Genomic DNA, 24014 nt, shown 5'->3' with positions numbered 1-24014 from the left:
CCGCCCCGCAAGAGAATTTTACGCTAAACCCCTAGCGGCGCTTGGCCATTCCATCGCCATGCGCGGGCACAGCGGAAGCATATCCGCCTTCGCGGACGGCCGCGCATCTCGCGCCGATTGGAGACAGATGCCCGGATCAAGTCCGGGCATGACGAGAAGTCAAGACTTTGCGTCGAAGGCGGTGAACTCGTGCGCGATCGAGGCCTCGACCAACGCCTTATAGGCCGCGACGACGACTTCGGGGTCGCAGCCCAAGCGCTGCGCCTCGGCCCGCACCTTGGCGAGCACGTCGGCCACCCGCGCGTCGTCGCGAACCGTGTCGCGCTCGGCTTTGATCCGCGCCGCCTCGTCGATGTAGTGCAGCCGCTCGGCGATCAGGGCCACCATGCGCCGGTCGATCGCGTCGATCGCGGCGCGGACTTCCTTCATGTCGGCACAGGCCGGAAGGCTTGCGGAATCGTCAGCGAGAGCGGCCGATTTCATGGCGGTCATCCTGTGTCGATCCCCGGTCAGATAAGGTCAAACTGCCGCAATGTCCATGCGGCGGCCGGTCCCACCACTCACGCCTGCTTCGCGTCGATGATGCCGCGGCGGATGGCGCGGGTGCGAGTGAACACTTCCTGCAGCTTCTCGCCCTCGCCCCAGCGGATCGCGCGCTGCAAGGCGGTCAGGTCCTCGGTGAAGCGGCCGAGCATCTCCAGCACCGCCTCGCGGTTGTTCAGGAAGATGTCGCGCCACATGATCGGGTCCGAAGCGGCGATGCGGGTGAAGTCGCGGAAGCCGGTCGCCGAGAACTTGATCACTTCCTGCTTGGTCTCGTCCTCGAGGAAGGTCGCGGTATCGACGATCGTGTAGGCGATCAGATGCGGCAGGTGCGAGGTGATCGCCAGCACCTGGTCATGATGCCCGGCGGCCATGATCTCGACCTGGCTGCCCAGCCCGACCCAGAGCGCCTTCAGCCGCGTGATCGCGTCTTCATCGGTGCCGGGCGGCGGCGTCAGCACGCACCAGCGGCCGTGGAACAGCTCCGCGAATCCGGATTTCGGGCCGGAATGCTCGGTGCCGGCGAGCGGGTGGCCGGGGATGAAATGCACGCCCTCGGGCAGCGACGGCCCGAGGTCGCGGATCACCGCCTGTTTCACCGAGCCGACGTCGGAGAGGATGGCGCCCTTCTTCAGGTTCGGCGCCACCATCGGCGCGAGGTCGGCATAGGCGCCGAGCGGCACCGCCAGCACGACCAGGTCGGCGTTGGCCACCGCCTCGCCGGCGCTGGCGCAGTAGTGGTGGCCGAGCTCCAGCGCCTTGGCGTCGCGCATGGCATCGGCGCTGGCGTCGTGGATCGCGATCTCGCGCGCCAGGCCCTTCAGCTTCAACCCGCGGGCGAAGGAGGAGCCGATCAGGCCGATGCCGATGATCGCGACACGATCGAAGAGATGGCTCATTGCGTGGCCGCCCGGTTGACGAAATCGGCCAACGCCTGGGCGCAGGCCTTCACCGCCGGTTCCTCGGCGATGGTGATGCGGAGGCAATCCGGCAGGCTGTAGGCGCCCATCTTGCGCACGATAATGCGGCGCGACTTCAGGAACTCGTTGGCGGCGTCGGCTGAGAGTTTGGGATCCTTCGGGAACTGCACCAGCAGGAAGTTGCAGACGGAAGGATGCGCCTTCAGCCCGATCTCGTTCACCCGGGCGCTGAGCCAGGGCAGCCAGTGATCGTTATGCGCCTTGGCCTTGGCGGCATGCCCGGTATCGGCCAATGCGGCAACGCCCGCGGCCAGCGCCGGCGCCGGCGTGTTGAACGGGCCGCGGATGCGGTTCAGCACATCGGCGACCGCGGGCGGGCAGAAGGCCCAGCCGAGGCGCAGAGCCGCAAGGCCGTGGATCTTCGAAAAAGTGCGGCTCATGACCACGTTGTCATGCGACTTCACCAGATCGGTGCCGTCGCAGTAGTCGGGCTTGTCGACAAACTCCGCGTAGGCCGCATCGACCACCAGCAGCACCTGCTCCGGCAGGCCGTCGCGCAGCCGCTTCAGCTCGGCGGCGCCGATATAGGAGCCGGTCGGGTTGTTCGGCTCGGCGACGAAGCAGATCTTGGTGCGCGGCGTGACATGGGCCAGCAGCGCATCGACGTCGGTCTTGAGATTCTTCTCCGGCGCGGCGACCGGCTTGGCGCCGACCGACTGGGCCGCGATCGGATAGACCAGGAAGCCGTGCTGCGAATAAAGCACCTCGTCGCCAGGCCCGGCATAGGCGCGGGTCAGGAGCTGCAGGATCTCGTCCGAACCGGCACCGCAGACGATCTGCGTGGGATCGGCATCGATGGTCGCGGCCAAGGCTTCGCGCAGCGCGGTGGCGCCGCCGTCGGGATAGCGGTGCAGCTCGCTGGCAAGTTCTCGATAGGCGGCGATCGCCGCCGGGCTGGCACCGAGCGGGCTCTCGTTGGAGGACATCTTGTAGACCGGGCCGTCGCCGGGGAGCGCGTGCTCGCCCGGAACATAGGCCGCGATGTCGAGGATGCCGGGACGGACGGTGAGGCTCATGCCGCATCTCCCGACGTCGCTTCCGGCCCGGACTCTACTTTCGGCGGCTCGGCTGCCTTCGCGGGCTCGGGCGTCTTCGCGGGCTCGCCGGCCAGCTCCGCGGCGGTCAGCGGCACGGCATAGCCGCCGATCGCGATGACGCGGGATTCAGGACCCAGCGCCTTGGCCAGGGCGGAGAGGCGCGCGTCGTCCGGCGCCAGGAAGCCTTCGACCTCGACCACCTGTTGATCCGGACCGCCCAGCTCCTGAAAGGCCTGGATGAAGACGGGGGTGAGCTTCGCGGTGTTGAGCGCGTCGCGCATGGCGCTGCGGCTGACCGGCTCGCGGGTCTCGGCCACCAGCAGGCCGCGGTCGTGGTCGGTCGGCTCGTTCGGCGTGGTGCCGATGACCAAGGCCTGCAGCCCGCGGCCGCGCTGGTTGCCGGGATCGCCGAACGGCAGGCGCGCGATCACATGCGGCACCCTCGGCTGCTTGACGGCGATACGGCGCCACCAGGGATCGCGGTCGCCCTCATGCGGCAGCGGCAGGACGGCCACCGTCGCCTGCCCGTCCAGCACCGCGGAGATCGCGTGGTTCAAGCGGTCGAAGCCGAGGATCGGCACCCGGCAGCCGTAATGGTCGCGGGCGATATCCCAATAGCCCGGCTCCTCCGGCGGGTTGTAGACCGCGACGACGAAGGGGCCCTCGACTTGCAGCAGGGCCGAGATCATCTCGCGCCACATCCGCACCATCACCGCCTTCGGCAGCTTGCCTTTGTGCCGCGCGATCAGCCGGCGCAGGATCTTCGCCTCGCGGGCCGGGCGCACGAACTTGGCACCTTCGCTGGGCGTGCGGCCGATCGGCTGCGCCTTGGCCTTCACCTCGCCCACCTGCACGGCGAGCTCGGTCCGCTGCATCAGCAGGTCGTGCAGCTGGGTATCGACACTGTCGATCTGGCGCCGGAGGGCGGCAAGCTGGTCGTCGTGTTCGGCCATGGTCCAGGGTCTAGCTCTACTCTATTTCCGGCAGCGCGCGGGCGGCCCAACAGATAGCGGCCAAGCACAGGGAATGCAAAGAAAACATTGACATAGGGGGTGTGCGCCCCGGCATTCAGCCGATTCGCCAGGGGGTTACCGGCTGTTGCCCCGGGGCCGGATCCCGAGCATCGCGACCGCGGCTGAAGATCCGGGGCGCGCGCTATCCGAGACTACCGGACGTCGATATCCGCGGCGAAGCGCTTCAGCACGTCCTGCAGGCCGGCGTTCAAGGCCGCGACCGCACCGTCGATCGAATGGTCGGCCGAGGGGGTCTCGGCGCGGTAAATCTTGCTCATGATCAGCTGGTCGGTGCTCTGGTCGATCACCGAGAGCTCCAGCTCGATGATGCCGCTGTCGTTCTTGTCGCCGGCGGATTGCTCCAGGCGCTTGATGTCGCCTTGGATGCGATAGTTGGCGCCGATGCGGAGCTCCGACGGGACCACCTGATCCGCCGCGCCGGCCGAGCGCAAGTAGGCGACCAGCTGGTCGCGGATCATCGCGGTCGGGAGCTCGGTCCAATAGGCATAGTTGCGCTGTTCCAGCTTGGTCCCGCCGTTCGCGGTGTAGAGCAGCGGGCGCTCGCCGGTGACGCCGTCGGCGCCGAGCGGCGCCGCTTCGACAATGCCGGCGAAGGGATGCGCCAGCTTCTCGGTCGCGGGCGTGGCGACCAGGCGGAAATACTGCTCCTTCGGCACGGTCGGCGCCGCGCAGGCCACGACCAGGGCGATGGCGGCAAGCGGCAGGAGCTTCAGGAAGCGCCCCATCTCACTGCCCTCCATTCGGCACGGGCGTCAGGCCCTTGTCGGCCTCGGGGCTGCCGCCGGAAATCAGCAGGCCCGGATTCTGCCGGATCAGGCGGCTGAACTCGTTCATGTTCCGCGTGGTTCCTTCGAGGTTGTTGGTGATCGCGTCGATATTCGCCGAGACCGTGCGCAGGATGTATTCGAGGTCCGCCGTCGATTTGTCGACATTCTTGGAATTGCGATCGACCATGGCGTGGATCGATTCCGCGACGCCGTTGACCTCCAGCGAGAGCCGGTTCAACTGCGCCAGGGTCTTGTCGGCGTTGAGGCTGGCTTTGTCGAGATTGGCCAGGATCTGGTCGACCTGCTTGACGTTGCCGTCGGAGAGGACCTTCTGCAGCTGATCGACGCTGACCTGCATGCTGGTGGTCAACTCGGTGACGTTGGCCGAGATCGTGTCGAGATGGCCGCTGGCATTGGCGATGAGGCCGCGCACGTCGCCGCCGACGCCGCCGATCTGGCTGTTGGCGGTCTCGGTCAGCGTCTTGATCGAGGTCTTCAGCTGTTCGATCAGCGGAACCACGCCGCTGTCGAGCAGCGCGCCGACCCGGCCGGCCAACCCGGACATCAGCGCGAACATGTCGCCGGCGCCGGTGCCGGGGATGTCGCCGCCGACCGCGATCAGGTCGTCCGACTTGCCGCCCGAGATGTCGATGGTCTTGGCGGCAAGGAAGCTGGAAGCGCGGATGCCGGCCTTGGAATCGGCCGGGAACTTCCAGTCCTTCTGCACGCCGATCATCACGCCGAAGCGATACTTGCCGTTCTCGTAGGTCGGCACGATCTTATCTACGGTGCCGATCGGGAAGCCCTCGTAGCGCACGACGGTGCCGTATTTGAGGTCGGTCACGTTGTCGAACAGGACCCGGTAATGGTCGCGCGGCCCGGTCTGCCCCGCGATCAGGGTCAGGGTCACGATCAATGCGACGATCATCGCCGTCACGAAGACGCCGACCGTCACATAACTGATGGAATAGTTCCGCATCGATCCCCTGTTCCCCTACTCTCTTGCCTCAGTCGCCGGTCCGCTAATCACCCGTCAGGCGCCGCAAATATTCCGCCGGGTCGACTTCCTTCTCAACCGAGCGACGGTTCAAGAGGTTCTGCACCCGCTCGTTGGTCGAGCTGCGGATCTCCTCGACCCGGGCGCTCGCCAGGATATGGCCCTGATCCAGGACGGTGATCCGGTCGGCGATCTTGAAGGCGCTGTCGATGTCATGGCTGACCACCACCACCGAGATGTCCATCGCCTCGCGCAGCTTCAGGATGAGATCGTCCAGCGCCGAGGAGACCACCGGATCGAGGCCCGACGAAGGCTCGTCCAGGAACAGGAGCTTCGGGTCCATGACGATGGCACGCGCGATCGAGGCCCGCTTGACCATGCCGCCCGAAAGCGCCGAAGGCATCAGCGCACCGAAGCCCGAGAGGTTCACCACCTCGAGCTTCATGTTCGCCATGATGTCCATGGTCTTCTCTTCGAGCCGGGTCAGCTCGCGCAACGGCAGCTTCACGTTCTCGGCGACGGTCATCGAGCTGAACAGGGCGCCGAACTGGAAGGCGACGCCGATCTTGCGCTTCAGATCCAGGAGCTGGTTCGGTTTCAGCGATCCCATATCCTTGTCGAGCAGCTTGACCCTGCCCGGCTGCGGCGGCATCAGGCCGACCAGGTGCCGGAGCAAGGTGGTCTTGCCGGAGCCGGAGCCGCCCATGATCACCATGATCTCGCCGGCCCGGACGTCGAGGTTGATGTCGTAGAGCACCTGGCGCGCGCCGAAGGAGAAGTCGAGATGATTGACCTCGACCACTTTCGGCCGCGCCATCAGCTCGGCCTCGGTCGGGCGATGCGCGGTCGATTCCGCGCGCAGGGCCGCGATGTGGTGCAGCGCGTCGATCTGGTGCTGGGTCTGGTCCGCGGATTCCATGCCGTCACCGCGTCGCGATATAGGCGAACAGCATGTCGGCCACCACGATCATGCAGATCGACTGCACGACCGACATGGTGGTGACCTTGCCGACGCCCTCGGCGCCGCCGGAGACGCTGGAGCCGTTGACCACGGCGACCAGGGCGATCAGCACGCCGAACAGGGTCGCCTTGCCGATCCCGTGCCAGATGTCGCCGGTCTTCAGCACGGTGAGCGAATCGTTGACGAAGGCGCCGAGCGAGGAGTTGAGCGCCGCGGAGACATAGAAGCCGGCGGTGAACTCCGAGACCAGGTTGGCCCACATCGCGAGGCAGGGCAGCATCAGCGCGAGCGCCACCACCACCGGCGAAACCAGGTAGCGCACCGGATTGATGCCCATCACCTGCAGCGCGTCGACTTCCTGGTTGATGGTCATGGTGGCGAGCCGCGCCGCGATCGCCGAACCGGACCGGCCGGCGACCAGGATCGCCATGATCAGCGGCGAGAACTCGCGGGCCACCGAGAGTGCGATGCCGATATAGGCATAGGCTTCGGCGCCGAACAGTCCCAGGGAGTACAGCGACTGGATCGCCAGCATGAGGCCGATCGTACCGGAGAGCAGGGTCGCAATCGGCAGGGCAGCGACGCCGATCTGCTGCATCTCGTGGAAGATCATCCGGATCCGCACCGGCTGGCGCCGGCGCCAGCCGACCAGCAGCCAGTAGAGCGATTCAGCAAACAGCGTCGCGCCGTAGCCGATCTGGTCGAAAAAGCCGGCGGAGCGCCGGCCGATTTCTTCAAAGCCCCGGATTGCGACGTTCATGACAATTCAGCGTCAATGGCCGGACGAACCCGCATTCGCGGCGGTCGCCGCAGCGAGATCGGTGTGGATCTGGAACACCTTGTCGAGCCGGGCAAGCTCCAGCACCCGGCGCACCCGCTGGCTGACCGCGACCAGCGCAAGGTCGCTCTTCTGCTTCTTCGCGACCTGCAGGCCTTCGACCAGGCTGGCAATGCCGGAGGAGTCGATATAGGTCACCTGGGAAAGGTCGACGAGCACGGTGCGGCCCTTCTTCAGGGCGTCCAGCAGGGCACGGCGCACCGCCCCGGCCTGCTCCAGGTCGATCTCGCCTTCCAGGGCAACGATCAGGCGTCCTTCGCTTTCGGTGATGCCGGCGACTGCCATCTCAATCCTTCTTCCGGCGCTTGACCAATTCCAACAGATTCCCCTCGCCGTCCGGCAGGGGAATGAAATTGGCGTCGTCCATCACCGCGCGGATGAAATGCGTGCCAAGGCCCCCCGGCCGGACCTCGTCCAGCGGCCGCGGCTTTATTTTAGCCTGATCGACCTTCGGGGCGAAATCCCTGATTCTCAACATCAAGCCGTCTTCCAGCCGGTGCACCGCCAGTGTGATATCGCCGCGCTGGCCCTCACCATAAGCGTGTAGAATGATGTTCTCTGCCGCCTCGCTGGCCGCCAGCTCCAGGTCCGCCACCTCGTCGTCGGAGAAGCCCGCGGCCTTGCCGGCCGCCGCCAGGACCGGGCGCATGAGCTTCAGCCGGTCGGCTTCCGCCGGGATGGTCAGGCCGAACATGAAATCGGAGCGGCTCTCGGCACTCGCGATCGAGGGGACCCGGCGCCAGATCTGGCCGGCCAGGGAATCGTCGATCGCCAGCAGAGTGATATCGTCCTTGGCGCGCCAGCCACCGCTGTTCAGCTCCTTGAGGATGCCTTCAAGGCGCTCGTGCAGCGGCCGGCCTTCGGAGAGGTTCAGCAGCATATCGACGCCCTCGGGGCCGAGCTCCTCCTGGTCGCCGTAGCGGTACTCGGTGACGCCATCGGAGAAGACCAGGAACATCTCCTTGTCGAGCCGCACTTCCTCCTCGGGAAATGCGACGTCGCGCAGGATCCCGAGCGGCGGCGCCGCGGCCTCGAAGCTGCGGAACCCGGCATGTGGCTTGCGCAAGATCGGCGGCAGGTGGCCGGCATTGGCGAAGCGCAGGAAGCCGCTAGCCGGATCATAGAGACCGGCCAGCATGGTCACGAACATGCCGCGGCTGGTGGTCTCGCAGATCTCGCGGTTGAGGATCGAGAGCAGGCGCGCCGGCGCGCGGATGGTCTTCCCCAGGCAGCGGAACAAGGCCGCGGTCTTGGCCATCAGCAGCGCGGCGTTCATGCCCTTGCCCGAGACGTCGCCGAGGCAGAAGGCGATGACGCCGTCCGGCAGGCTGAAATAGTCGTAGAAGTCGCCGGAGACCTCGCGGATCGGGCGGTTGATGCCCTGGATCGGCAGATCGGGGTCGGCCGGCGGCAACAGGCTGCGCTGGATTTCCGAGGCCAGTTCCAGCTCGCGCTTGATGCGCTCCTGCTCGACCAGCTGGTCGGCGAGGCGCGCATTCATGATGGCGAGCGCGGCGGCATTGCCCATGACCTGCAGCATGTCGCGATCGCGCAGGTCGAAGGGCTGGCCGTTCTGCTTGTTCAGGACCTCGACCGCGCCGATCGCCCTCTTGCCGACCTTCATCGGCGCGCAAAGGATCGAGCGGGTGACGAAGCCGGAGGTCGCATCGGCATTGGCGAAGAAGCCGGCGTCGCGCGAGACGTCCTCGACCGCCTCGATGCGGTCTTCCATCACCGAACGGCCGACGATGCCGTGGCCGGCAGGCACGCGCAGGCCCTCGATGCTGTTGGGGCCGAGACTGGCGCGGCAGACCAGGTCGCCCTTGGCCTCGTCCACCAGGAACAGGCTGCCCGCCTCCACTTTCAGGAGCTGCATCACGTTGCCCAGCGCAAGCCGAACCGTCGCCTCGACGTTGTCCGAAGAGGCGAAGGACCGCGAGAGCTCCGCGGCGAGGCGGAGCTCCTCGGCTTCCAACTTGGTTTCGCCGGGACTGTTCTGAAGCAAGGGCTAACTGCTCGACCGTTGCGTGATTCGGGTAGTCTATCAGCCCCGGGCCTTGGTCGCATCCCGCCTCTAACCGGTTCACGCCGCAGCGCAAAATCGCCGGTTATCATTTCCGCAAGGGGCCCGGATGTGTAAGCTTGGGCCAACCAGGGAGGGGAGAACCACGTGGACCCGACGCAGGTCGGTGCCGGACTGTCATTCGTCATCGCCGACGATCATCCGATGGTGCGGGATGCGCTGGCCTCGGCGTTGCGCAGCGCCTTCGGTGCGCCCGCGATCACCTTCGCCGGCAGCTTCGCCGAGGCGCAGGCGGCGCTCGGCGCGGCGCCGGAGACCGACCTCCTGATCCTCGATCTCGATATGCCGGGGATGCAGGGGTTGTCGGGTCTTGCGGCGCTGCGCGGTGCCTTTCCCACCATCCCGATCGCGATCGTCTCGGCGACCACGAATCCCGCGGCGATGCGCCAGACCATCGAGATGGGTGCCGCCGGCTTCATCCCGAAGCTGGCGCCGGCCGAGCGGTTCCTGGAAGTGATCCGCGCGATCCTCGACGGCGTCATCTGGCTGCCGCCCGAAGCCAGCGACCAGGCCTTGGCCGCCAACGATCGCGATATCGCCACCAAGGCCGCAAGGCTCACGCCGCAGCAGCACCGCGTGCTGCTGCTGATGGCCGAGGGCAAGCCGAACAAACTGATCGCCTACGAGATGCAGATCACCGAGCCCACGGTGAAGGCGCATGTCACCGAGATCCTCAGGAAGCTGGGCGCCACCTCGCGCACCCAGGCGGTGATCGCCGCGCAACGGCTGTCGCTGGAGCCGGTGCAGAAGGCGGTGGTTGCAGCCGAGGAGTGACTCTCCAACCGCGTCATGCCCGGGCCTAGCGGACGAATGTCCGCATTCGCGGACGGGTCCGGGCATCTCGATCCGAGCTTCATTCGGCACGAGAACCGCGGGTCAAGCCCGCGGTTGACGTGTGTCAGGCAACCGACTTCACGTTCAAGTGCGCCAGCAGGGCACGCAGTTTCGCCGGTTTCACCGGCTTCAGCAGCACGTCCAGGCCCAACGCGCGCGCCCGCGCGGCGACCGAAGGGTCGCGGTCGGCGGTGATCAGCGCGACGGGCACGCCGGGACCCCAGGCGGTGCGAAGCTTGGTCAGCTCCTGGATGCCATCGGGGCGGTCGTCGCCCAGGTGGAGGTCGATCAGCAGCAGGTCGGGACGCTCGGCGCCGACGAGCTTGGCCAGGAGCTGGTCGGCGTCATGCGCCGTGGCCGTGGTGCAGCCCCAGCTTTCGAGCAGAGCGGTCATGCCTTCCAGCACCTGCACGCGGTCGTCGATGCAGGCGACGAAGGGCGCGCGACTCAAGGCATCGGCGCGCGTCTCCTCCGACGGTGCGGCCAAACGGGCGCGGGTCTCGGAGAGGGCCAGCGGCACCTCGATGCCGAAGGCAGCGCCCTTGCCCTCGGTCGAGCGCAGATGCTGGTCATGGCCGAGCATCCGGGCGATGCGGTCGGCAATCGCCAAGCCCAGCCCGAGGCCGCGCTCGCCGGCGTCGTCGGTCGGGCGCAGGCGCGTGAACTCCTGGAAGATGGTCGCCTGCTGATCCTCGGGGATGCCGGGGCCGTTGTCGCAGACCTCGATCAGCAATGAGCCGCCGCGGCGCCGGCAACCGAGCAGCACGCGCGGGCGTGGGCCCCCGCTGCGGCCGTAGCGGATCGCGTTGGAGAGATAGTTCTGCAGCACGCGGCGGAGCAGCGCTACGTCGGTATCGACCCAGGCGGCGCTGCCGACCAGCCGGAGCTCGATGCCGTTGCGTTTGGCCACGGGCGCGAAGGCCTCGGTCAGCGATTGCAGCAGCGGGCCGATCGGGACCGGCCGCTTCTCCGGCTTGATCGCGCCGGCATCGAGCTTGGCGATGTCGAGCAGGGCGTCGAGCAAGGCCTCGACCGCGCCCAGGCCCAGATCGACCTTGCGCACCAGCTCTTCGTCGCGATAGCGCTCTGACAGCGCCGCGACGAACAGGCGCACCGCATGCAGCGGCTGCAGCAGGTCGTGGCTGGCGGCGGCGATGAAGCGGGTCTTGCCGATATTAGCATCCTCGGCGCGGGCGCGGGCGGTCTCGAGCTCGGCCGTGCGCTCGACCACGCGCTTCTCCAGCGATTCGTTCAGGGTCCGGAGCACCGTCTCGGCGCGGCGCCGCTCGGTGGTGTCGACATAGAGCAGGAAGAAGCCGACGACCTGCCCGCGCTCATCGAAATGCGGGATGTAGCTGCCCTGCGCCACCTCGATCTTCGCGTCGTTGGTCGGGAAGTCGATCTCGAAATTCTGCGGCCGGCCGTTCAGCACCTGGTCGATATGCGGCTTCAGGCGGCCGTAGCGGATGGGTCCCAGCACGTCGGCAACGCGCTGGCCTTCCGCCTCGTGCGGGCGGAGACGCAAGGCGGCCTGATAGGGCCGGTTGGTGAAGCGATAGCGCTGGTCGCGATCGACATAGGCGATCAGCACCGGCACGTTGTCGGTGATGATGCGGATCCGCCGCTCGCTGTCGCGCAGGGCCTCCGCGGTGCGCACGCGCTCGGTCACGTCGTTGGCGGTGACGACGATGCCGCCGCCGGACAAAGGATCGACGCGGAGCTCGGTGACGGCGCCGCTCGCCAGGCGGATTTCGCTGACCGGCTTCGGCTCCGGTGGCGCCACGGCGGCGAGCGCGGGCGCTGCCCGAGAGAGAGTCGCGACATCGATGCCGGCGGCGAGGGTCGCGCGATCCAACCCGGTCAGCATGGCGAAGCGCTCGTTCCAGACCTCGAGCTTGCCGGTCGGGTCGAAGACCGCGATGCCGAGGCCCATATGGTCGAGGGTCTTGCGCAGCACGTCGGCGTTGTAGCGGATCGCCGCAGTCGCCTCGTTCAGCATCTCGCGCACGGAGCCCGGCAGCCAGCCGGGGAGCCAGGCACCCTTGCGCCGTGACATGGTGACCACGACGCGCGCCGAAGCAGCACCGATGGTGCCGGAGAGCAGGCGCTCGGTGAACTCGGCCGCGGCGGCGCCCGAGAGATTCAAGCCGTGAAAGGCTTCCTCCGCCCGCTCGGGGCCGATGAAGCGAGCGGCGAGTTCGCGGAGCTGGTGCAACTCGTCCTTGGGGGCGGTGTGCTGCGCCCGTGTCTTTGGCGTCGCCTCGTCGATGAAGGCGGCGGCCTGCTGCTTGTCGCGCGCGGTCTGGCGCGCCAGCAGCGAGCCCAGAATCAGCAGCGCCACGTTGACCAGGAGGCTGAGCACGAAGCCGCGGGGCATTGGGTCGAACCAGCCGAGCACGCCCCAGGGCGGCAGGGGTGCAGCTTCGCCCGGCTGCATGGTCGGCCAGAGGATCGCCCAGAGCCAGACCACGAAGCCGCCGAACAGGCCGAGGATCACGCCGTGCCGATGGGTACCGCGCCAGTAGAGGCCGAGAATCAAGGCGGGTGCCAGATTGGCGACCGCGCAGAAAGAAACCAGACCGATGGTGGCCAGCGGCAGCAGGCCGGCGATGGTCTTGTAGAAGGCATAGGCAGCGAGCAGGATCACCACCACCGCGATGCGGCGGACCAGCAGCGCGAGACGACCGAGATCGGCATCCTGATGCCGGCCGCGCAGCAGGAAAGGCATCACCAGCTCGTTGCCGACCATGCCGCTCAAGGCCATGCAGGCCACCGCGACCATGCTGGTCGCCGCCGAAAGGCCGCCGATGAAGACGAAGGTCGCGAGCCAATTGGCGCCGTCGCTCAAGGGCAGCGAGAGCACGTAGGTGTCCGGGATGCCGCTGGCGCCGAACAGCACCTGCCCGGCCATGGCGATCGGGACCACGAAGGCGTTGATCAGCAGCAGGTAGAGCGGGAACAGCCAGCGGGCTGTCGAGAGGCTCGCCGGGTGATCGTGCTCCACCACCGCGGCGTGGAACTGGCGGTCGAGGCAGAGGAAAGCGAAGCCGGAGAGCAGCGTTATGGCCAGCCAGTTGGCGTTGAAGCCGGAGGTCGCAAGCTTGCCGGCACCGGAGATCGCCTGCGACTGCGCCACCAGGTCCGCCGGGCCGTCGAACATGTGCCAGACGATGTAGATGCCGGCGGCGAGGAAGGCGAAAAGCTTGATCAGGGATTCGAAGCCGATCGCCAGCATCATGCCGCGGTGCTGCTCGCTGGCCTGCACATGGCGCACGCCGAAGAGGATGGTGAAGGCTGCCATCATCAGCGCGACGATGAAGGCGGTGTCGAGCCAGGCCGGCGTGCCGGCACCGATCGGCCCGGTCCCATCCGCATTGCCGGAAAGGGCCGCGAAGCTGAAGGAGACCGCCTGGAGCTGCAGCGCGAGATACGGCATCGCACCCATGACGGCGATCAAGGTCGCGAGCACGGCGACGCCGCGGCTGCGGCCGTAGCGGGCGCCGAGGAAGTCGGCGATCGAGGTCACGTTCTGGCGCTTGGCCACCGCCACGATGCGGCGCATCAGCGGCAGCGCCGCGATCATCACCACGGCGGGGCCGACATAGATCAGCGCGAAATCGTAGCCGCTGGTGACCGCGCGGCCGACCGATCCGTAGAAAGTCCAGGAGGTGCAATAGATCGCCAGCGACAGCGAATAGATGATCGGCCCGAGTCGGCCGCGCGACCAGCGCAGGGCATGGCGCTCGCCGAAATGCGCGACCGCGAACAGCAGGCCGAGATAGACCAGCGAGAGCGCGAGTATGACGTGGCTGAGGGCCATTTCCACCAATTAACGCATAGGCTTAAGGGCCTGTCCATCGGGCGGAGCAAGGCTACGACCAATGTCTAGGGTTCCATTTGCGGGGCCGCGGACTATCAAAAAACATGGCGTCCGGCCTCGGAATGCGCCTTTCCGCGCGCCGAAAGAAGAACCAGGGACGCCGGTGGGATGAAACATCTTTGGGGAGACCAGGCTATGACCGCTTACGCCAGTTCCGCCAGTGCCGGCAGCGAGAAAGGCGAAATGCGCACAGTCGTGTTCGCATCGTCGCTCGGCACGGTGTTCGAATGGTATGACTTCTACCTCTACGGATCGCTGGCAGCGATCATCAGCAAGCAGTTCTTCTCCGGCGTGAACCCGACCGCGGGCTTCATCTTCGCCTTGATGGCCTTCGCCGCGGGCTTCGCGGTCCGGCCGTTCGGCGCGCTGGTGTTCGGCCGGGTCGGCGACCTGGTCGGCCGCAAATACACCTTCCTCATCACCATCACCATCATGGGCCTCTCGACCTTCGTGGTCGGCCTGCTGCCGAGCTATGCCTCGATCGGCATCGCGGCGCCGGTGATCCTGATCGCGCTCCGACTGCTGCAGGGCCTGGCGCTCGGCGGCGAGTATGGCGGTGCCGCGACTTATGTCGCCGAACATGCGCCGGCCGGGAAGCGCGGCCTGATGACCAGCTGGATCCAGACCACGGCGACGCTCGGCCTTTTCCTGTCGCTGCTGGTGATCCTGGCCTGCCGCTTGGCCCTGGGCGAGGAAGCCTTCGGCGACTGGGGCTGGCGCATTCCGTTCCTGATTTCGATCCTGCTGCTGGGTATCTCGGTCTACATCCGCCTGAAGCTGAACGAGAGCCCCGTCTATAAGCGGATGAAGGAAGAGGGCAAGGGCTCCAAGGCGCCGCTGACCGAATCCTTCCTGCGCTGGCCGAACCTGAAGATCGTGATCCTGGCGCTGCTCGGTCTCACCGCCGGCCAAGCCGTGGTCTGGTACACGGGTCAGTTCTACGCGCTGTTCTTCCTGACCCAGACCCTGAAGGTCGATGCGACGACGGCGAACCTGCTGATCGCCGGATCGCTGCTGATCGGCACGCCGTTCTTCATCGTGTTCGGCGCGCTCTCCGACAAGATCGGCCGCAAGCGGATCATCCTGGCCGGCTGCGCGATCGCGGTCTTCGCCTACTTCCCGCTGTTCAAGGGCCTGGCCTACTATGCCAACCCTGCGCTTTATGCCGCGCAGGCCTCGGCGCCGGTGACGGTGGTGGCGGATCCGGCCCGCTGCTCGTTCCAGTTCAATCCGGTGGGCACGGCGAAGTTCCTGACCTCCTGCGACATCGCCAAGAGCTTCCTGGCGAAAGCCGCGGTGAACTACGAGAACGAGGCCGCGCCGGCCGGAACCGTCGCGCAGGTCAAGGTCGGCGATACCGTGATCCCCGGCTTCGAGGGCCACGGTCTGTCGCCGGAAGACATGAAGGCGCAGACCGAGGCCTTCACCAAGGCGATGACCGACGCGGTCACTGCGGCGGGCTATCCGGCGAAGGCGGACCCGGCGCAGATCAACTACGTCATGGTGCTGCTGATCCTGGTGGTGCTGGTCATCCTGGTGACCATGGTCTACGGACCGATCGCCGCGATGCTGGTGGAGCTGTTCCCGACCCGGATCCGCTACACCTCGATGTCGCTGCCCTATCACATCGGCAACGGCTGGTTCGGCGGCTTCCTGCCGACGGTCAGCTTCGCGATGGTGGCGGCCAGCGGCGACATCTATTACGGCCTCTGGTACCCGATCGTGGTCGCCGCAATGACCGCCGTGATCGGCTTCATCTTCATCCACGAAACCAAGGACCACAAGATCGACGTCTGGTAGGCGCCTGGCCGACCGGGGGCCAGTCCCCTCGGTTCCTCGGCCAGCCGAGGCGTATCTCAAGCCCCCGTCCCGCGTGGACGGGGGCTTTTCTTTGCCGGGAACGCACAGCGGTAGAATCCCTCCTTCGCTGCTTAACCGTAACGCGTTCAGCATAAATCAACCCTTGAATCCGATCCTAGGCGGCGGAACCTGCATCTCGTAGCGCGATACGGCAGTGCATCGATGTTGGTGATAGGGGGCGGCATGAGCGCGGAAGCGGCAGGTCTCCAGTCGGACGACCTGATGGGGATCATCCAGGCACAGAACGACATCGCGAAGCTCGGCATGGACCTCGGCGCCATGCTGACCCTGGTGGTCGACCGGATCCGGGGCCTGACCCGCGCCGAGGGCGCGATCGTCGAGATGGCTGAGGGCGACGAGATGGTCTATCGCGCCGCCTCGGGCATGGCCGAAGGGCAGCTCGGCCTGCGGCTGCAGCGCCAGGGCAGCCTCTCCGGTTTCTGCGTCCAGAGCGGCGAGATCCTGGAATGCCGGGACAGCGAGGGCGACAACCGGGTCGATCGCGAGGCCTGCCGGCGCGTCGGGCTGCGTTCCATGATGGTGGCCCCGCTGGTCTATTCCGGCCGCACGATCGGCGTCCTGAAGATCGCCGCGCGAGCACCCGAGGCCTTCGCGGCGCGGGACCGGAAGGTGCTGGAACTGATGACCGGGTTGATCGGCGCGGCCATCTACAAGGCGTCCGACTTCAACGATCTCTATTACCGCGCGACTCACGATCCGCTGACCGGCATCTACAACCGCGCGATGTTATTCGACCGGCTGCGCCAGGGCCTGCTGCTGGCGGCGCGCAACGCAAGCCCGCTCGGCGTCGTCAATCTCGACATGGACGGGCTGAAGCCGATCAACGACCGGTTCGGCCACCGCGCCGGCGACGCCGCAATCCGCGAACTCGCCGTGCGCCTGCGCCGCATGTGCCGGGAAAGCGACACCGTGGCGCGGCTGGGCGGCGACGAGTTCGGCGTCGTGCTGCCGGACGTGAAGAGCCGCGCCGGCGTCGAGCTCCAGGCCAGCCGCATCAGCGCCGAGATCGACGCCCCGCTCCGCTTCGAGGACCAGGAGCTCAAGCTCGGCGCCAGCCTTGGCGTCGCAGTCTTCCCCGACGACGGCACCGACGCGGCCGCCCTGATCGACAAAGCCGACCAGGCCATGTACGCGGCCAAGCGCGCCCGCAAGCAGGGCAGCGACAGCCCCCGGTAAGCCGCCGGATAACCCTTTCTGCCACCAGGATTTCCGCGCTTCTCGCGCTTGCGGGAACAATTCCAGCCGACCGCGCTTAATGGGGGGCAAGTCGAGGAGTTGAACACGATGGCGGAAGAGAAGACGACTGCCGGGACCATTCAGCGCAGCTGGGAAGCGAGCGGCGCGGATCGCATCGACGTCAACGAAGAATACGCGCTGAAAGACTGGTCGGCGAAGCTCGGCGTGACCCACTGGGAAGTGAAGGCCGCGGTCCGGAAGGTCGGGCCGGTAGCCAAGGACGTGGCGCGCGCGCTGGGCAGCAACGCCCGCATCTGACGGGCCCCTTGCCAGCCCGGGCGTGCTGCGGCACGTCTTGGCGATGAGCGAACGCGTCCCAATCGACTCCATCAATCTGGATCTCCGTCGGTGGCCGGGTACGGGAACGCCGATCCTGCTGCTGCATGAGGCGCTGGGCGCCGCCACGACCTGGCGCGATTTTCCCGAGCGGCTGGCCGCGCGGACCGGGCGGCCGGTCATCGCCTGGTCGCGGCAGGGCTTCGGCCAGTCCGATCCACTGCCCGCCCCTCCCGGCCGCGACTACCTGCAGCGGGAAGCGGCGCGCATTCCGCTGCTGCTCGATGCGCTCGGGCTGGAGCGCGCGCATCTCTATGGGCACAGCGACGGCGCCGCCATTGCGCTGATCGCGGCGGCGACCGCACCGGAACGCGTCGCCAGCCTGATCCTCGAAGCGCCGCATGTCACGGTCGAGCCGCAGACGACGGCGGCGATCGTCGCGGTGCGCGACGCCTATGCGAGTGGCGCGCTCCGGGCCAAGCTCGCGCGCCATCACCGCGATCCCGACCGGGTCTTCGCCCACTGGGCCGAGACCTGGCTGGATCCGGCTTTCGCCGGCTGGAGCATCGAGGACCTGCTGCCGCGGGTGAGCGCGCCGACCCTGTTGATCCAAGGCAAGGACGATCCCTATTTCAGCCTGGGGCAGCTCGACCGGATCGCGCGGGTCGTGCCCGCGACCCGGCGGCTGGAGCTCGCCGATTGCGGCCACGCGCCCTATCGCGAGCGAACCGGCACCGTGCTCGAGACCGCGGCGGATTTCCTGGAAAAACTGGCCTGAAGCCGCAGCCCGCGCCGGGGCTTTTGCTTTCGCGCCCGATGGTCTAAAAGACCGCGCAAATCCTGCAATTTGCATCTTGGGAGCGCGCGGAATGGCCGCCTATCAGTACATCTATGTCATGAAGGGTCTGGGCAAGACCTATCCCGGCGGCAAGAAGGTCCTGGAAGACATCTGGCTCAGCTTCCTGCCCGGCGCCAAGATCGGCGTGCTGGGTCACAATGGATCCGGCAAATCGACCCTGCTCAAGATCATGGCCGGGGTCGAGAAGGACTTCAACGGCGAGGCCTGGGCCGCCGAAGGCGTCTCGGTCGGCTACCTGGAACAGGAGCCGCGGCTCGATCCCGAGAAGGACGTGCTCGGCAACGTGATGGAAGGCGTCGGCGAGACCGCGGCGCTGCTGAAGGAGTTCGAGGAAGTCTCCAACGCCATGGGCGAGGAGGACGCGGATTTCGACACCCTGCTCGCGCGCCAGGCCGAGCTGCAGGAGAAGATCGACGCGGCCGATGCCTGGGACGTGACCCGCAAGGTCGAGATCGCGATGGACGCGCTCCGCTGCCCGCCGGGCGATGCCGACGTGACCAAGCTCTCGGGCGGTGAGCGGCGCCGTGTCGCGCTCTGCCGGCTGCTGCTCTCCCATCCCGACATGCTGCTCCTGGACGAGCCGACCAACCACCTGGACGCCGAATCGGTCGCCTGGCTGGAGCAGTTCCTGCAGGAATACACCGGCACCGTGGTGGCGGTGACCCACGACCGCTACTTCCTGGACAATGCCGCGGGCTGGATCCTGGAATTGGATCGCGGCCGCGGCATTCCCTACGAAGGCAACTACTCCGGCTGGCTGGAGCAGAAGGCCAAGCGCGAGGAGATCGAGGAGAAGAGCGAGAGCTCGCGCCAGCGCACCCTCAGCCGCGAGCTGGAATGGATCCGCCAGGGCGCCAAGGCGCGGCAGGCGAAGTCCAAGGCGCGCATTAACGCCTATGAAGCGCTGCTCGCCCAGCAGAACGAGAAGGGCGTCGAGCAGGCGCAGATCTACATCCCGGCCGGCCCGCGCCTCGGCGATCTCGTCATCGAGGCGCAGCATCTCACCAAGGGCTTCGGCGACAAGCTGCTGATCGAGGATCTCTCCTTCAAGCTGCCGCCGGGCGGCATCGTCGGCGTGATCGGCCCGAACGGCGCCGGAAAGACCACGCTCTTCCGCATGATCACCGGCAGCGAGAAGCCGGACAGCGGCACGTTCAAGGTCGGCGACACGGTGAAGCTCGGCTATATCGACCAGTCGCGCGACAGCCTGCGCGCCGACAAGACCGTCTGGGAGGAGATCTCCGACGGCCATGAGGAAATCGAGCTCGGCAAGCGCAAGATGCCGAGCCGGGCTTATGTCGCCGGCTTCAACTTCAAGGGCACCGACCAGCAGAAGAAGGTCGGCCAGCTCTCCGGCGGCGAAAGGAACCGCGTGCATCTCGCCAAGATGCTGAAGTCCGGCGCCAACGTCCTGCTGCTCGACGAGCCGACCAACGACCTCGACGTCGACACCTTGCGCGCTCTGGAAGAAGCTCTCACCGAGTTCGCCGGCTGCGTCGTGGTGATCAGCCACGACCGCTGGTTCCTCGACCGCATCGCCACCCATATGCTGGCCTTCGAAGGCGACAGCCATGTGGAATGGTTCGAAGGCAATTACCAGGACTACGAGGTCGACCGGCACAAGCGCCTGGGCTCGGACGCGGACCAGCCGCACCGGATCAAGTACAAGCCGCTGGTCCGGCAATAGCAGACGGCTTAAGCAGACGGGGCGGCGGTGCTGCGGCACCGCCGCCGCCGCGCCGACACGCAACGGCTTCGATCCGGAAGATCGGCTCAACCTCTTGAGCGGAAAGCATTTCGCTCGTCCGACCGGCGCCCGATTTTTTTGCTCTGTCTGCGTCCGGTCTGCGTTGCGGCGCAGCAGCGCGGGTGCTGGATCGGCATTCCGTACATGCTGGGTCAATGCAGAGCGATCTGCCGAGCCCGCGCGATCCGTACATGCTCGGTCAATGCAGAGCGATCTGCCGAGCCCGCGCGATCCGTACATGCTCGGTCAATGCAGAGCGATCTGCCGAGCCCGCGCGATCCGTACATGCTCGGTCAATGCAGCGATCGATCCAGTAGAACCAGCGCAGTCATGCCGGGTCAATGCTGAGCGATGGACCATTTCAAACAGCGCCCGCCTACGCGTTGTGCGCTTCGGAGGGCAGGCAGCTATCATACCACAAACGGCGCGGCTGGTCCTGCGAATCTTCTGAATTCGGGAGTATGCAAGTGAAATTCCTCGCGCCGGAATTCGCTGCGATCAGGGCTTCAGCAGGTCGGCGGTGGGGGCAAGGTAGAGCTCGACAGTTCCGACATCATTATCGTTGTCGATGGCCACTTCCTTCATCCAGGCGCTCCAGCGACCAGACGGCGAGGTTCCCGCGCCATAGCAGGTCCCACAGCGAGTTCGCTCCGGATGTTGCATGGCTTCCACATCAACAACTGAGGTTTCAGATTCGCACCTTGCGTTCGGTTCGCCGCTGTCGAGGTTGTTGACCATGCAACTCTGGATGTCCTTCACCACACTCCCCTCGTGCCGCTTCACGAGCGTAAAGGACAGGCTGCCGTCCGGCGCTAACCTTGGCCAGTTATAGACGCCAACGATCGGCGACAAGAGGAGCTCTTCCAATAGATCCTCCAAAGCCCAACTTCGGTTGACCTCTGCCGAGCTACCGCGCACTTCGACGCGAAGGATTATCGCCGTGTCGATGCCGCCGCGATATGAGTCCACCTCGATGAGGCCGGGCGCCAGCACCTTGAATCCGTTCAGCACGTCATCGTCGACGAGGGCGCCAATCTGGCCTTTCGGAACAGCGACTGCTGATAGTCCTGCGGGCAGGCCGGGCGCCGTGAGTCGATTCCGGTTTCCACTAGACTGACGAGTTGTTTCGTTCCGATATCGATCATGGGCCAGCCGGTATCGTCGCTCCGCGCAAAACCACGCAGCTCTCCGCTCTCTCGACCGTCCATCGACCGCCAGACAATCCGATTGCTCTGAAAGTCGTCGAACCAAAACACCGTGGCGGCGCCTTCGCCGGTACAGGCGTAGAGGCTCAACCTCAGCTGCCCAGCTTGCTGATACAGAACGTCGGCGGTGGCGGGATCGACGAGCCTTTGGCCCTCGTTGGTTTCGACCCACAGCCTTTCGCCGCGCCACGTCAGCGGCCCATAGGGACTGTCGCCACTCGGATCGTCGTAACCCAAGCCGAGGAAGCGGCCCACGCTCTCGTCCGCATGCAGAGCAGAACTGCAGACAGCAACGAAATTCAGGACCAGGTAGAAAGGGAGGACGCGCATGAATTGTCCCATGCAACCGATGGACGCAGGATAGCATGAAATGACGCCCACTGGATCTTTCGCCGATCATTGCTCTGCCGGCATCCCGGCTGCATCAACCCCCTCCCTAACCCTCCCCCGATCTTGGGGGAGGGGACTTCTTCGGCTGGGGGTCGGCCCTAGCCGCTCCGCCCCCTGCGGCGCATTTCGCCGAAGGCGCGGGCGAGCTGGCAGAATTCTTCGATGCTGAGTTCTTCCGCGCGGGCGGTGTCGCGGATGTTGGCGCGGTCGAGCAGCGCGTTGGCTTCGACCGGCAGGGTCTTCAGCGACTGGCGCAGCATCTTGCGGCGCTGGCCGAAGCCGGCTTCGGCGACGGCTTCGAGGTCGCGGGGGTCGGCGGGGTAGAGCGGCTGCGGGTGCGGGATCAGCTGCACCACGGTCGAGGTCACCTTCGGCGGCGGGATGAAGGCGCGCGGCGGGATGTCGAACAGCTGCTTCGCCGTGCAGCGCCACTGGGTCACGATCGAGAGCCGGCCATAATCCTTGCTGCGCGGCGTCGCGGTCAGGCGGTCGGCGACTTCCTTCTGGAACATCAAAGTCAGCGAGGCGAAAGCTTCCGCCTGCTCCAGCCAGTTCAGCAGCAGCGGCGTCGCCACGTTGTAAGGGAGGTTGGCGACGATGCGGCGCGGCGCCTCGCCGAGCTTGGCGGCATCGACCTTGAGGGCGTCGCCCTCCACCACCTCGAGGCGGCCGGGATAGCGCGCGGCGACGTCGGCCAGCGCGGGAAGCGCACGGGCATCGCGCTCGATCGCGATCACCTTCCGGGCCCCCTCCATCAAGAGGGCGCGGGTCAGACCACCGGGACCGGGGCCGACCTCGATCACCGTGCCTTCGTCGATCTTGCCCGCACTGCGGGCGATCTTCTGCGTCAGGTTGAGATCGAACAGGAAGTTCTGGCCGAGCGCGCGCTTGGCCTCGATGCCGTGCCGGCGCAAGACCTCGCGCAGCGGCGGCAGGCCATCCTTGGCCAGCAGTTCCGTGGTCTCGTTGCTCATAGGCGGATGTCGATATAGGCCGCGCGGCGGAGATCGCTGAGATATCCGCGGGCGAGGGTCTCGAGCCGCTCGGAGGCAAGCCGGTCGGCGATCGCGACGCGCGACACCTGGCCGTTGGTATCGCCGCGGTCGCAAACCACGAAGATCGCGACGCCGGCATCGCCGCGGATGGCGCTGGTCGGCTCGCCGACCGGCTGCGTCATCACCATGTTGCGGATTTCCGCCGGCATGTCATCGACCTGCGGCCGGCCCATATCCTGGAACACCGCCGGCCGCGCGTCCTGCGCCAGGCGCTCGAACTCCTCGCAGCTATGCGCCTCCTTCTTGGAGAAGACATCGGCCTGCTCCTGCGCCGCCTTCACCTCGCGCTCGGAGGCGTTCGGGGTCAGCGGCCAGACCAGCCGCACCATATGGACCGAGCCCGGCGCCACCACCGATTCGCTGCCGGTCCGGACGTCCTCGATCCGGATCAGGTAGTAGCCGCCGGTGCCCTGGATCGGCCCCAGCACCTTGCCGCGCACGTCGTCGCCGCTGCCGAGCGGCGTCAGCTGGGCGGCGATCGCGGGATCGACCTGGTCGGGTCGGCGCCAGCCGATGTCGCCGCCGTCGGAGGCGCTGGTGTCCTGCGAAAACTCCGTCGCCAGCGAGGCGAAGTCGGCGCCGCTGTTCAGCTGGTCCAGCAGGCGCTGCACCGACTGCTGCACGGCGGGTGCATCCTTCGGCGCATCGACCGCCTGGAAGATCTGCGAGATGCGATACTCGGCCTTGCCCTGCCCGGCCTTGGCCCGCGCCAGCGCCTCGTTGATCTCGGCGTCGGTGATGCGGATGGTGGAGCGCAGCTTGCGCTGCACCAGGCGGCTCCAGGCGATGTCGGCACGCATCTGGTCGATCAGCGCGGAGATCAGGATGCCGTTGCCGTTGAGGTAGCTCTCGAACTCCTCGCGCGACATATTGTTGCGGCTCGCCAGGCTGGCGATGCGGCCGTTGATCTCGCCGTCGCCCACGGTGACGCCCTGCGCCCGCGCCTCCTGCACCTTGAGATGATCGTCGATCAGCGAACGCATGACGTTGGGCAGGAGTTGCTGCCGCGTCTCCGGCGTATCCTGCAGCCGAGCCGAGAGCATCGCGGCGCGCAGCCGCGCGACCACGTCGAGCTGGGTGATCACGTCGTCGTTGATGACCGCGGCGATCTTCAGCTCGTCCTGCGCCAGGGCGGTTCGGGCGCCGACCGCGACAGCCAGGACGAGGAAGAGCATGGCGAGGCAGCGCGGCCAAGCCATCCGGCGGACGCCCGGCATTCCGTTCCGCGATTGCAAGCTAGCGAACAATCCGATCTCCAATCCAACCCACTCCCGGTCGATGCCCAGGCCGACGCCCCGGTCGACGACCCGCCGCCCCTCGGGTTCTAGACCAGTCAACCAAGTCCGTCACGATAACGCAATCCGCCGGCTGATCCCGACCGAATCCGGCGCCGCCGCCCAAGATATGCTGA

Annotated in this window: 21 protein-coding genes; 6 read left to right on the top strand and 15 right to left on the bottom strand. The window is 66.8% G+C overall.

Annotated features, from left to right (window positions below):
* Positions 1-159: 159 nt before the first annotated feature.
* From ACYQ4T_RS00470 to ACYQ4T_RS00425, 10 genes are all read right to left on the bottom strand, one after another.
* On the bottom strand, positions 160-483 hold the full coding sequence (locus ACYQ4T_RS00470; protein ID WP_459849841.1) for a chorismate mutase: 324 nt from the start codon (positions 481-483) through the stop codon (positions 160-162).
* A 77-nt stretch (positions 484-560) separates the two neighbouring features.
* Entirely contained in the window at positions 561-1442 is an 882-nt protein-coding gene (locus tag ACYQ4T_RS00465; protein WP_459849839.1) for a prephenate/arogenate dehydrogenase family protein, read from the bottom strand.
* Entirely contained in the window at positions 1439-2539 is a 1101-nt protein-coding gene (hisC, locus tag ACYQ4T_RS00460) for a histidinol-phosphate transaminase (RefSeq protein ID WP_459849837.1), read from the bottom strand. The genes ACYQ4T_RS00465 and hisC overlap by 4 nt, the downstream gene beginning before the upstream one ends.
* Entirely contained in the window at positions 2536-3513 is a 978-nt protein-coding gene (gene pheA / locus ACYQ4T_RS00455; protein WP_459849835.1) for a chorismate mutase, read from the bottom strand. Before pheA ends, hisC begins: the two co-directional genes overlap by 4 nt.
* Positions 3514-3725: 212 nt before the next feature.
* Positions 3726-4319 carry an ABC-type transport auxiliary lipoprotein family protein gene (locus ACYQ4T_RS00450; RefSeq protein ID WP_459849833.1) on the bottom strand — a complete coding sequence of 198 codons (594 nt, stop codon included), beginning with the start codon at positions 4317-4319 and terminating at the stop codon, positions 3726-3728.
* Between the two features lies 1 nt (position 4320).
* A complete protein-coding gene (locus ACYQ4T_RS00445) occupies positions 4321-5340 on the bottom strand; it encodes an MlaD family protein (RefSeq protein ID WP_459849832.1) in 1020 nt (339 codons plus the stop codon).
* Positions 5341-5383: 43 nt separating this feature from the next.
* On the bottom strand, positions 5384-6277 hold the full coding sequence (locus tag ACYQ4T_RS00440; protein ID WP_459849830.1) for an ABC transporter ATP-binding protein: 894 nt from the start codon (positions 6275-6277) through the stop codon (positions 5384-5386).
* A gap of 4 nt (positions 6278-6281) precedes the next feature.
* On the bottom strand, positions 6282-7079 hold the full coding sequence (locus tag ACYQ4T_RS00435) for an MlaE family ABC transporter permease (protein ID WP_459849829.1): 798 nt from the start codon (positions 7077-7079) through the stop codon (positions 6282-6284).
* Positions 7080-7091: 12 nt separating this feature from the next.
* The gene (locus ACYQ4T_RS00430) at positions 7092-7442 is read right to left on the bottom strand and encodes an STAS domain-containing protein (RefSeq protein WP_459849827.1); all 351 of its coding nucleotides are present in this window, start codon (positions 7440-7442) and stop codon (positions 7092-7094) included.
* A gap of 1 nt (position 7443) precedes the next feature.
* Complete coding sequence (locus ACYQ4T_RS00425) at positions 7444-9162, bottom strand: ATP-binding SpoIIE family protein phosphatase (RefSeq protein ID WP_459849825.1); 1719 nt, start codon at positions 9160-9162, stop codon at positions 7444-7446.
* Positions 9163-9327: 165 nt separating this feature from the next.
* Here ACYQ4T_RS00425 and ACYQ4T_RS00420 point away from each other — a divergent pair, with 165 nt between their 5' ends.
* Entirely contained in the window at positions 9328-10014 is a 687-nt protein-coding gene (locus tag ACYQ4T_RS00420) for a response regulator (RefSeq protein WP_459849823.1), read from the top strand.
* Positions 10015-10138: 124 nt separating this feature from the next.
* Here ACYQ4T_RS00420 and ACYQ4T_RS00415 read toward each other — a convergent pair whose 3' ends face one another.
* Positions 10139-13894 (bottom strand): hybrid sensor histidine kinase/response regulator, encoded by a 3756-nt coding sequence (locus tag ACYQ4T_RS00415; protein WP_459849821.1) that lies wholly within the window; start codon positions 13892-13894, stop codon positions 10139-10141.
* 195 nt (positions 13895-14089) lie between these two features.
* On the opposite strand from ACYQ4T_RS00415, the gene ACYQ4T_RS00410 reads away from it, so the two are divergent.
* The 5 genes from ACYQ4T_RS00410 to ettA all read left to right on the top strand — a co-directional run bounded on the left by ACYQ4T_RS00410 (position 14090) and on the right by ettA (position 19893).
* Positions 14090-15754: an MFS transporter gene (locus ACYQ4T_RS00410; protein ID WP_459849819.1), complete on the top strand. Its 1665-nt coding sequence runs from the start codon at positions 14090-14092 to the stop codon at positions 15752-15754.
* Positions 15755-15997: 243 nt separating this feature from the next.
* Complete coding sequence (locus ACYQ4T_RS00405; RefSeq protein WP_459849818.1) at positions 15998-17011, top strand: diguanylate cyclase domain-containing protein; 1014 nt, start codon at positions 15998-16000, stop codon at positions 17009-17011.
* A 108-nt stretch (positions 17012-17119) separates the two neighbouring features.
* On the top strand, positions 17120-17329 hold the full coding sequence (locus ACYQ4T_RS00400) for a DUF3606 domain-containing protein (RefSeq protein ID WP_459849816.1): 210 nt from the start codon (positions 17120-17122) through the stop codon (positions 17327-17329).
* A 43-nt stretch (positions 17330-17372) separates the two neighbouring features.
* The gene (locus tag ACYQ4T_RS00395) at positions 17373-18125 is read left to right on the top strand and encodes an alpha/beta fold hydrolase (protein WP_459849815.1); all 753 of its coding nucleotides are present in this window, start codon (positions 17373-17375) and stop codon (positions 18123-18125) included.
* Positions 18126-18216: 91 nt separating this feature from the next.
* Entirely contained in the window at positions 18217-19893 is a 1677-nt protein-coding gene (gene ettA / locus ACYQ4T_RS00390) for an energy-dependent translational throttle protein EttA (RefSeq protein WP_459849813.1), read from the top strand.
* A 558-nt stretch (positions 19894-20451) separates the two neighbouring features.
* Here ettA and ACYQ4T_RS00385 read toward each other — a convergent pair.
* The 4 genes from ACYQ4T_RS00385 to ACYQ4T_RS00370 all read right to left on the bottom strand — a co-directional run bounded on the left by ACYQ4T_RS00385 (position 20452) and on the right by ACYQ4T_RS00370 (position 23802).
* Positions 20452-20964: a hypothetical protein gene (locus tag ACYQ4T_RS00385; RefSeq protein ID WP_459849811.1), complete on the bottom strand. Its 513-nt coding sequence runs from the start codon at positions 20962-20964 to the stop codon at positions 20452-20454.
* Entirely contained in the window at positions 20958-21488 is a 531-nt protein-coding gene (locus tag ACYQ4T_RS00380) for a hypothetical protein (protein ID WP_459849809.1), read from the bottom strand. The genes ACYQ4T_RS00385 and ACYQ4T_RS00380 overlap by 7 nt, the downstream gene beginning before the upstream one ends.
* Positions 21489-21646: 158 nt before the next feature.
* Positions 21647-22522 carry a 16S rRNA (adenine(1518)-N(6)/adenine(1519)-N(6))-dimethyltransferase RsmA gene (gene rsmA, locus ACYQ4T_RS00375; RefSeq protein ID WP_459849807.1) on the bottom strand — a complete coding sequence of 292 codons (876 nt, stop codon included), beginning with the start codon at positions 22520-22522 and terminating at the stop codon, positions 21647-21649.
* Positions 22519-23802 (bottom strand): peptidylprolyl isomerase, encoded by a 1284-nt coding sequence (locus ACYQ4T_RS00370; RefSeq protein WP_459849805.1) that lies wholly within the window; start codon positions 23800-23802, stop codon positions 22519-22521. The genes rsmA and ACYQ4T_RS00370 overlap by 4 nt, the downstream gene beginning before the upstream one ends.
* Positions 23803-24014 lie beyond the last annotated feature (212 nt).

The sequence above is a fragment of the Dongia sp. agr-C8 genome (assembly GCF_054658695.1).
This window is presented reverse-complemented; position numbering and strand designations above follow the sequence as displayed.

Excerpts from the sequence above, each read along its gene's own strand:
- ACYQ4T_RS00470 (WP_459849841.1), bottom strand. The coding sequence starts at position 483 with ATGAAATCGGCCGCTCTCGCTGACGATTCCGCAAGCCTTCCGGCCTGT.
- ACYQ4T_RS00465 (WP_459849839.1), bottom strand. The coding sequence starts at position 1,442 with ATGAGCCATCTCTTCGATCGTGTCGCGATCATCGGCATCGGCCTGATC.
- hisC (WP_459849837.1), bottom strand. The coding sequence starts at position 2,539 with ATGAGCCTCACCGTCCGTCCCGGCATCCTCGACATCGCGGCCTATGTT.
- pheA (WP_459849835.1), bottom strand. The coding sequence starts at position 3,513 with ATGGCCGAACACGACGACCAGCTTGCCGCCCTCCGGCGCCAGATCGAC.
- ACYQ4T_RS00450 (WP_459849833.1), bottom strand. The coding sequence starts at position 4,319 with ATGGGGCGCTTCCTGAAGCTCCTGCCGCTTGCCGCCATCGCCCTGGTC.
- ACYQ4T_RS00445 (WP_459849832.1), bottom strand. The coding sequence starts at position 5,340 with ATGCGGAACTATTCCATCAGTTATGTGACGGTCGGCGTCTTCGTGACG.
- ACYQ4T_RS00440 (WP_459849830.1), bottom strand. The coding sequence starts at position 6,277 with ATGGAATCCGCGGACCAGACCCAGCACCAGATCGACGCGCTGCACCAC.
- ACYQ4T_RS00435 (WP_459849829.1), bottom strand. The coding sequence starts at position 7,079 with ATGAACGTCGCAATCCGGGGCTTTGAAGAAATCGGCCGGCGCTCCGCC.
- ACYQ4T_RS00430 (WP_459849827.1), bottom strand. The coding sequence starts at position 7,442 with ATGGCAGTCGCCGGCATCACCGAAAGCGAAGGACGCCTGATCGTTGCC.
- ACYQ4T_RS00415 (WP_459849821.1), bottom strand. The coding sequence starts at position 13,894 with ATGGCCCTCAGCCACGTCATACTCGCGCTCTCGCTGGTCTATCTCGGC.
- ACYQ4T_RS00410 (WP_459849819.1), top strand. The coding sequence starts at position 14,090 with ATGACCGCTTACGCCAGTTCCGCCAGTGCCGGCAGCGAGAAAGGCGAA.
- ACYQ4T_RS00405 (WP_459849818.1), top strand. The coding sequence starts at position 15,998 with ATGAGCGCGGAAGCGGCAGGTCTCCAGTCGGACGACCTGATGGGGATC.
- ACYQ4T_RS00400 (WP_459849816.1), top strand. The coding sequence starts at position 17,120 with ATGGCGGAAGAGAAGACGACTGCCGGGACCATTCAGCGCAGCTGGGAA.
- ACYQ4T_RS00395 (WP_459849815.1), top strand. The coding sequence starts at position 17,373 with ATGAGCGAACGCGTCCCAATCGACTCCATCAATCTGGATCTCCGTCGG.
- ettA (WP_459849813.1), top strand. The coding sequence starts at position 18,217 with ATGGCCGCCTATCAGTACATCTATGTCATGAAGGGTCTGGGCAAGACC.
- ACYQ4T_RS00380 (WP_459849809.1), bottom strand. The coding sequence starts at position 21,488 with ATGCGCGTCCTCCCTTTCTACCTGGTCCTGAATTTCGTTGCTGTCTGC.
- rsmA (WP_459849807.1), bottom strand. The coding sequence starts at position 22,522 with ATGAGCAACGAGACCACGGAACTGCTGGCCAAGGATGGCCTGCCGCCG.
- ACYQ4T_RS00370 (WP_459849805.1), bottom strand. The coding sequence starts at position 23,802 with ATGGCTTGGCCGCGCTGCCTCGCCATGCTCTTCCTCGTCCTGGCTGTC.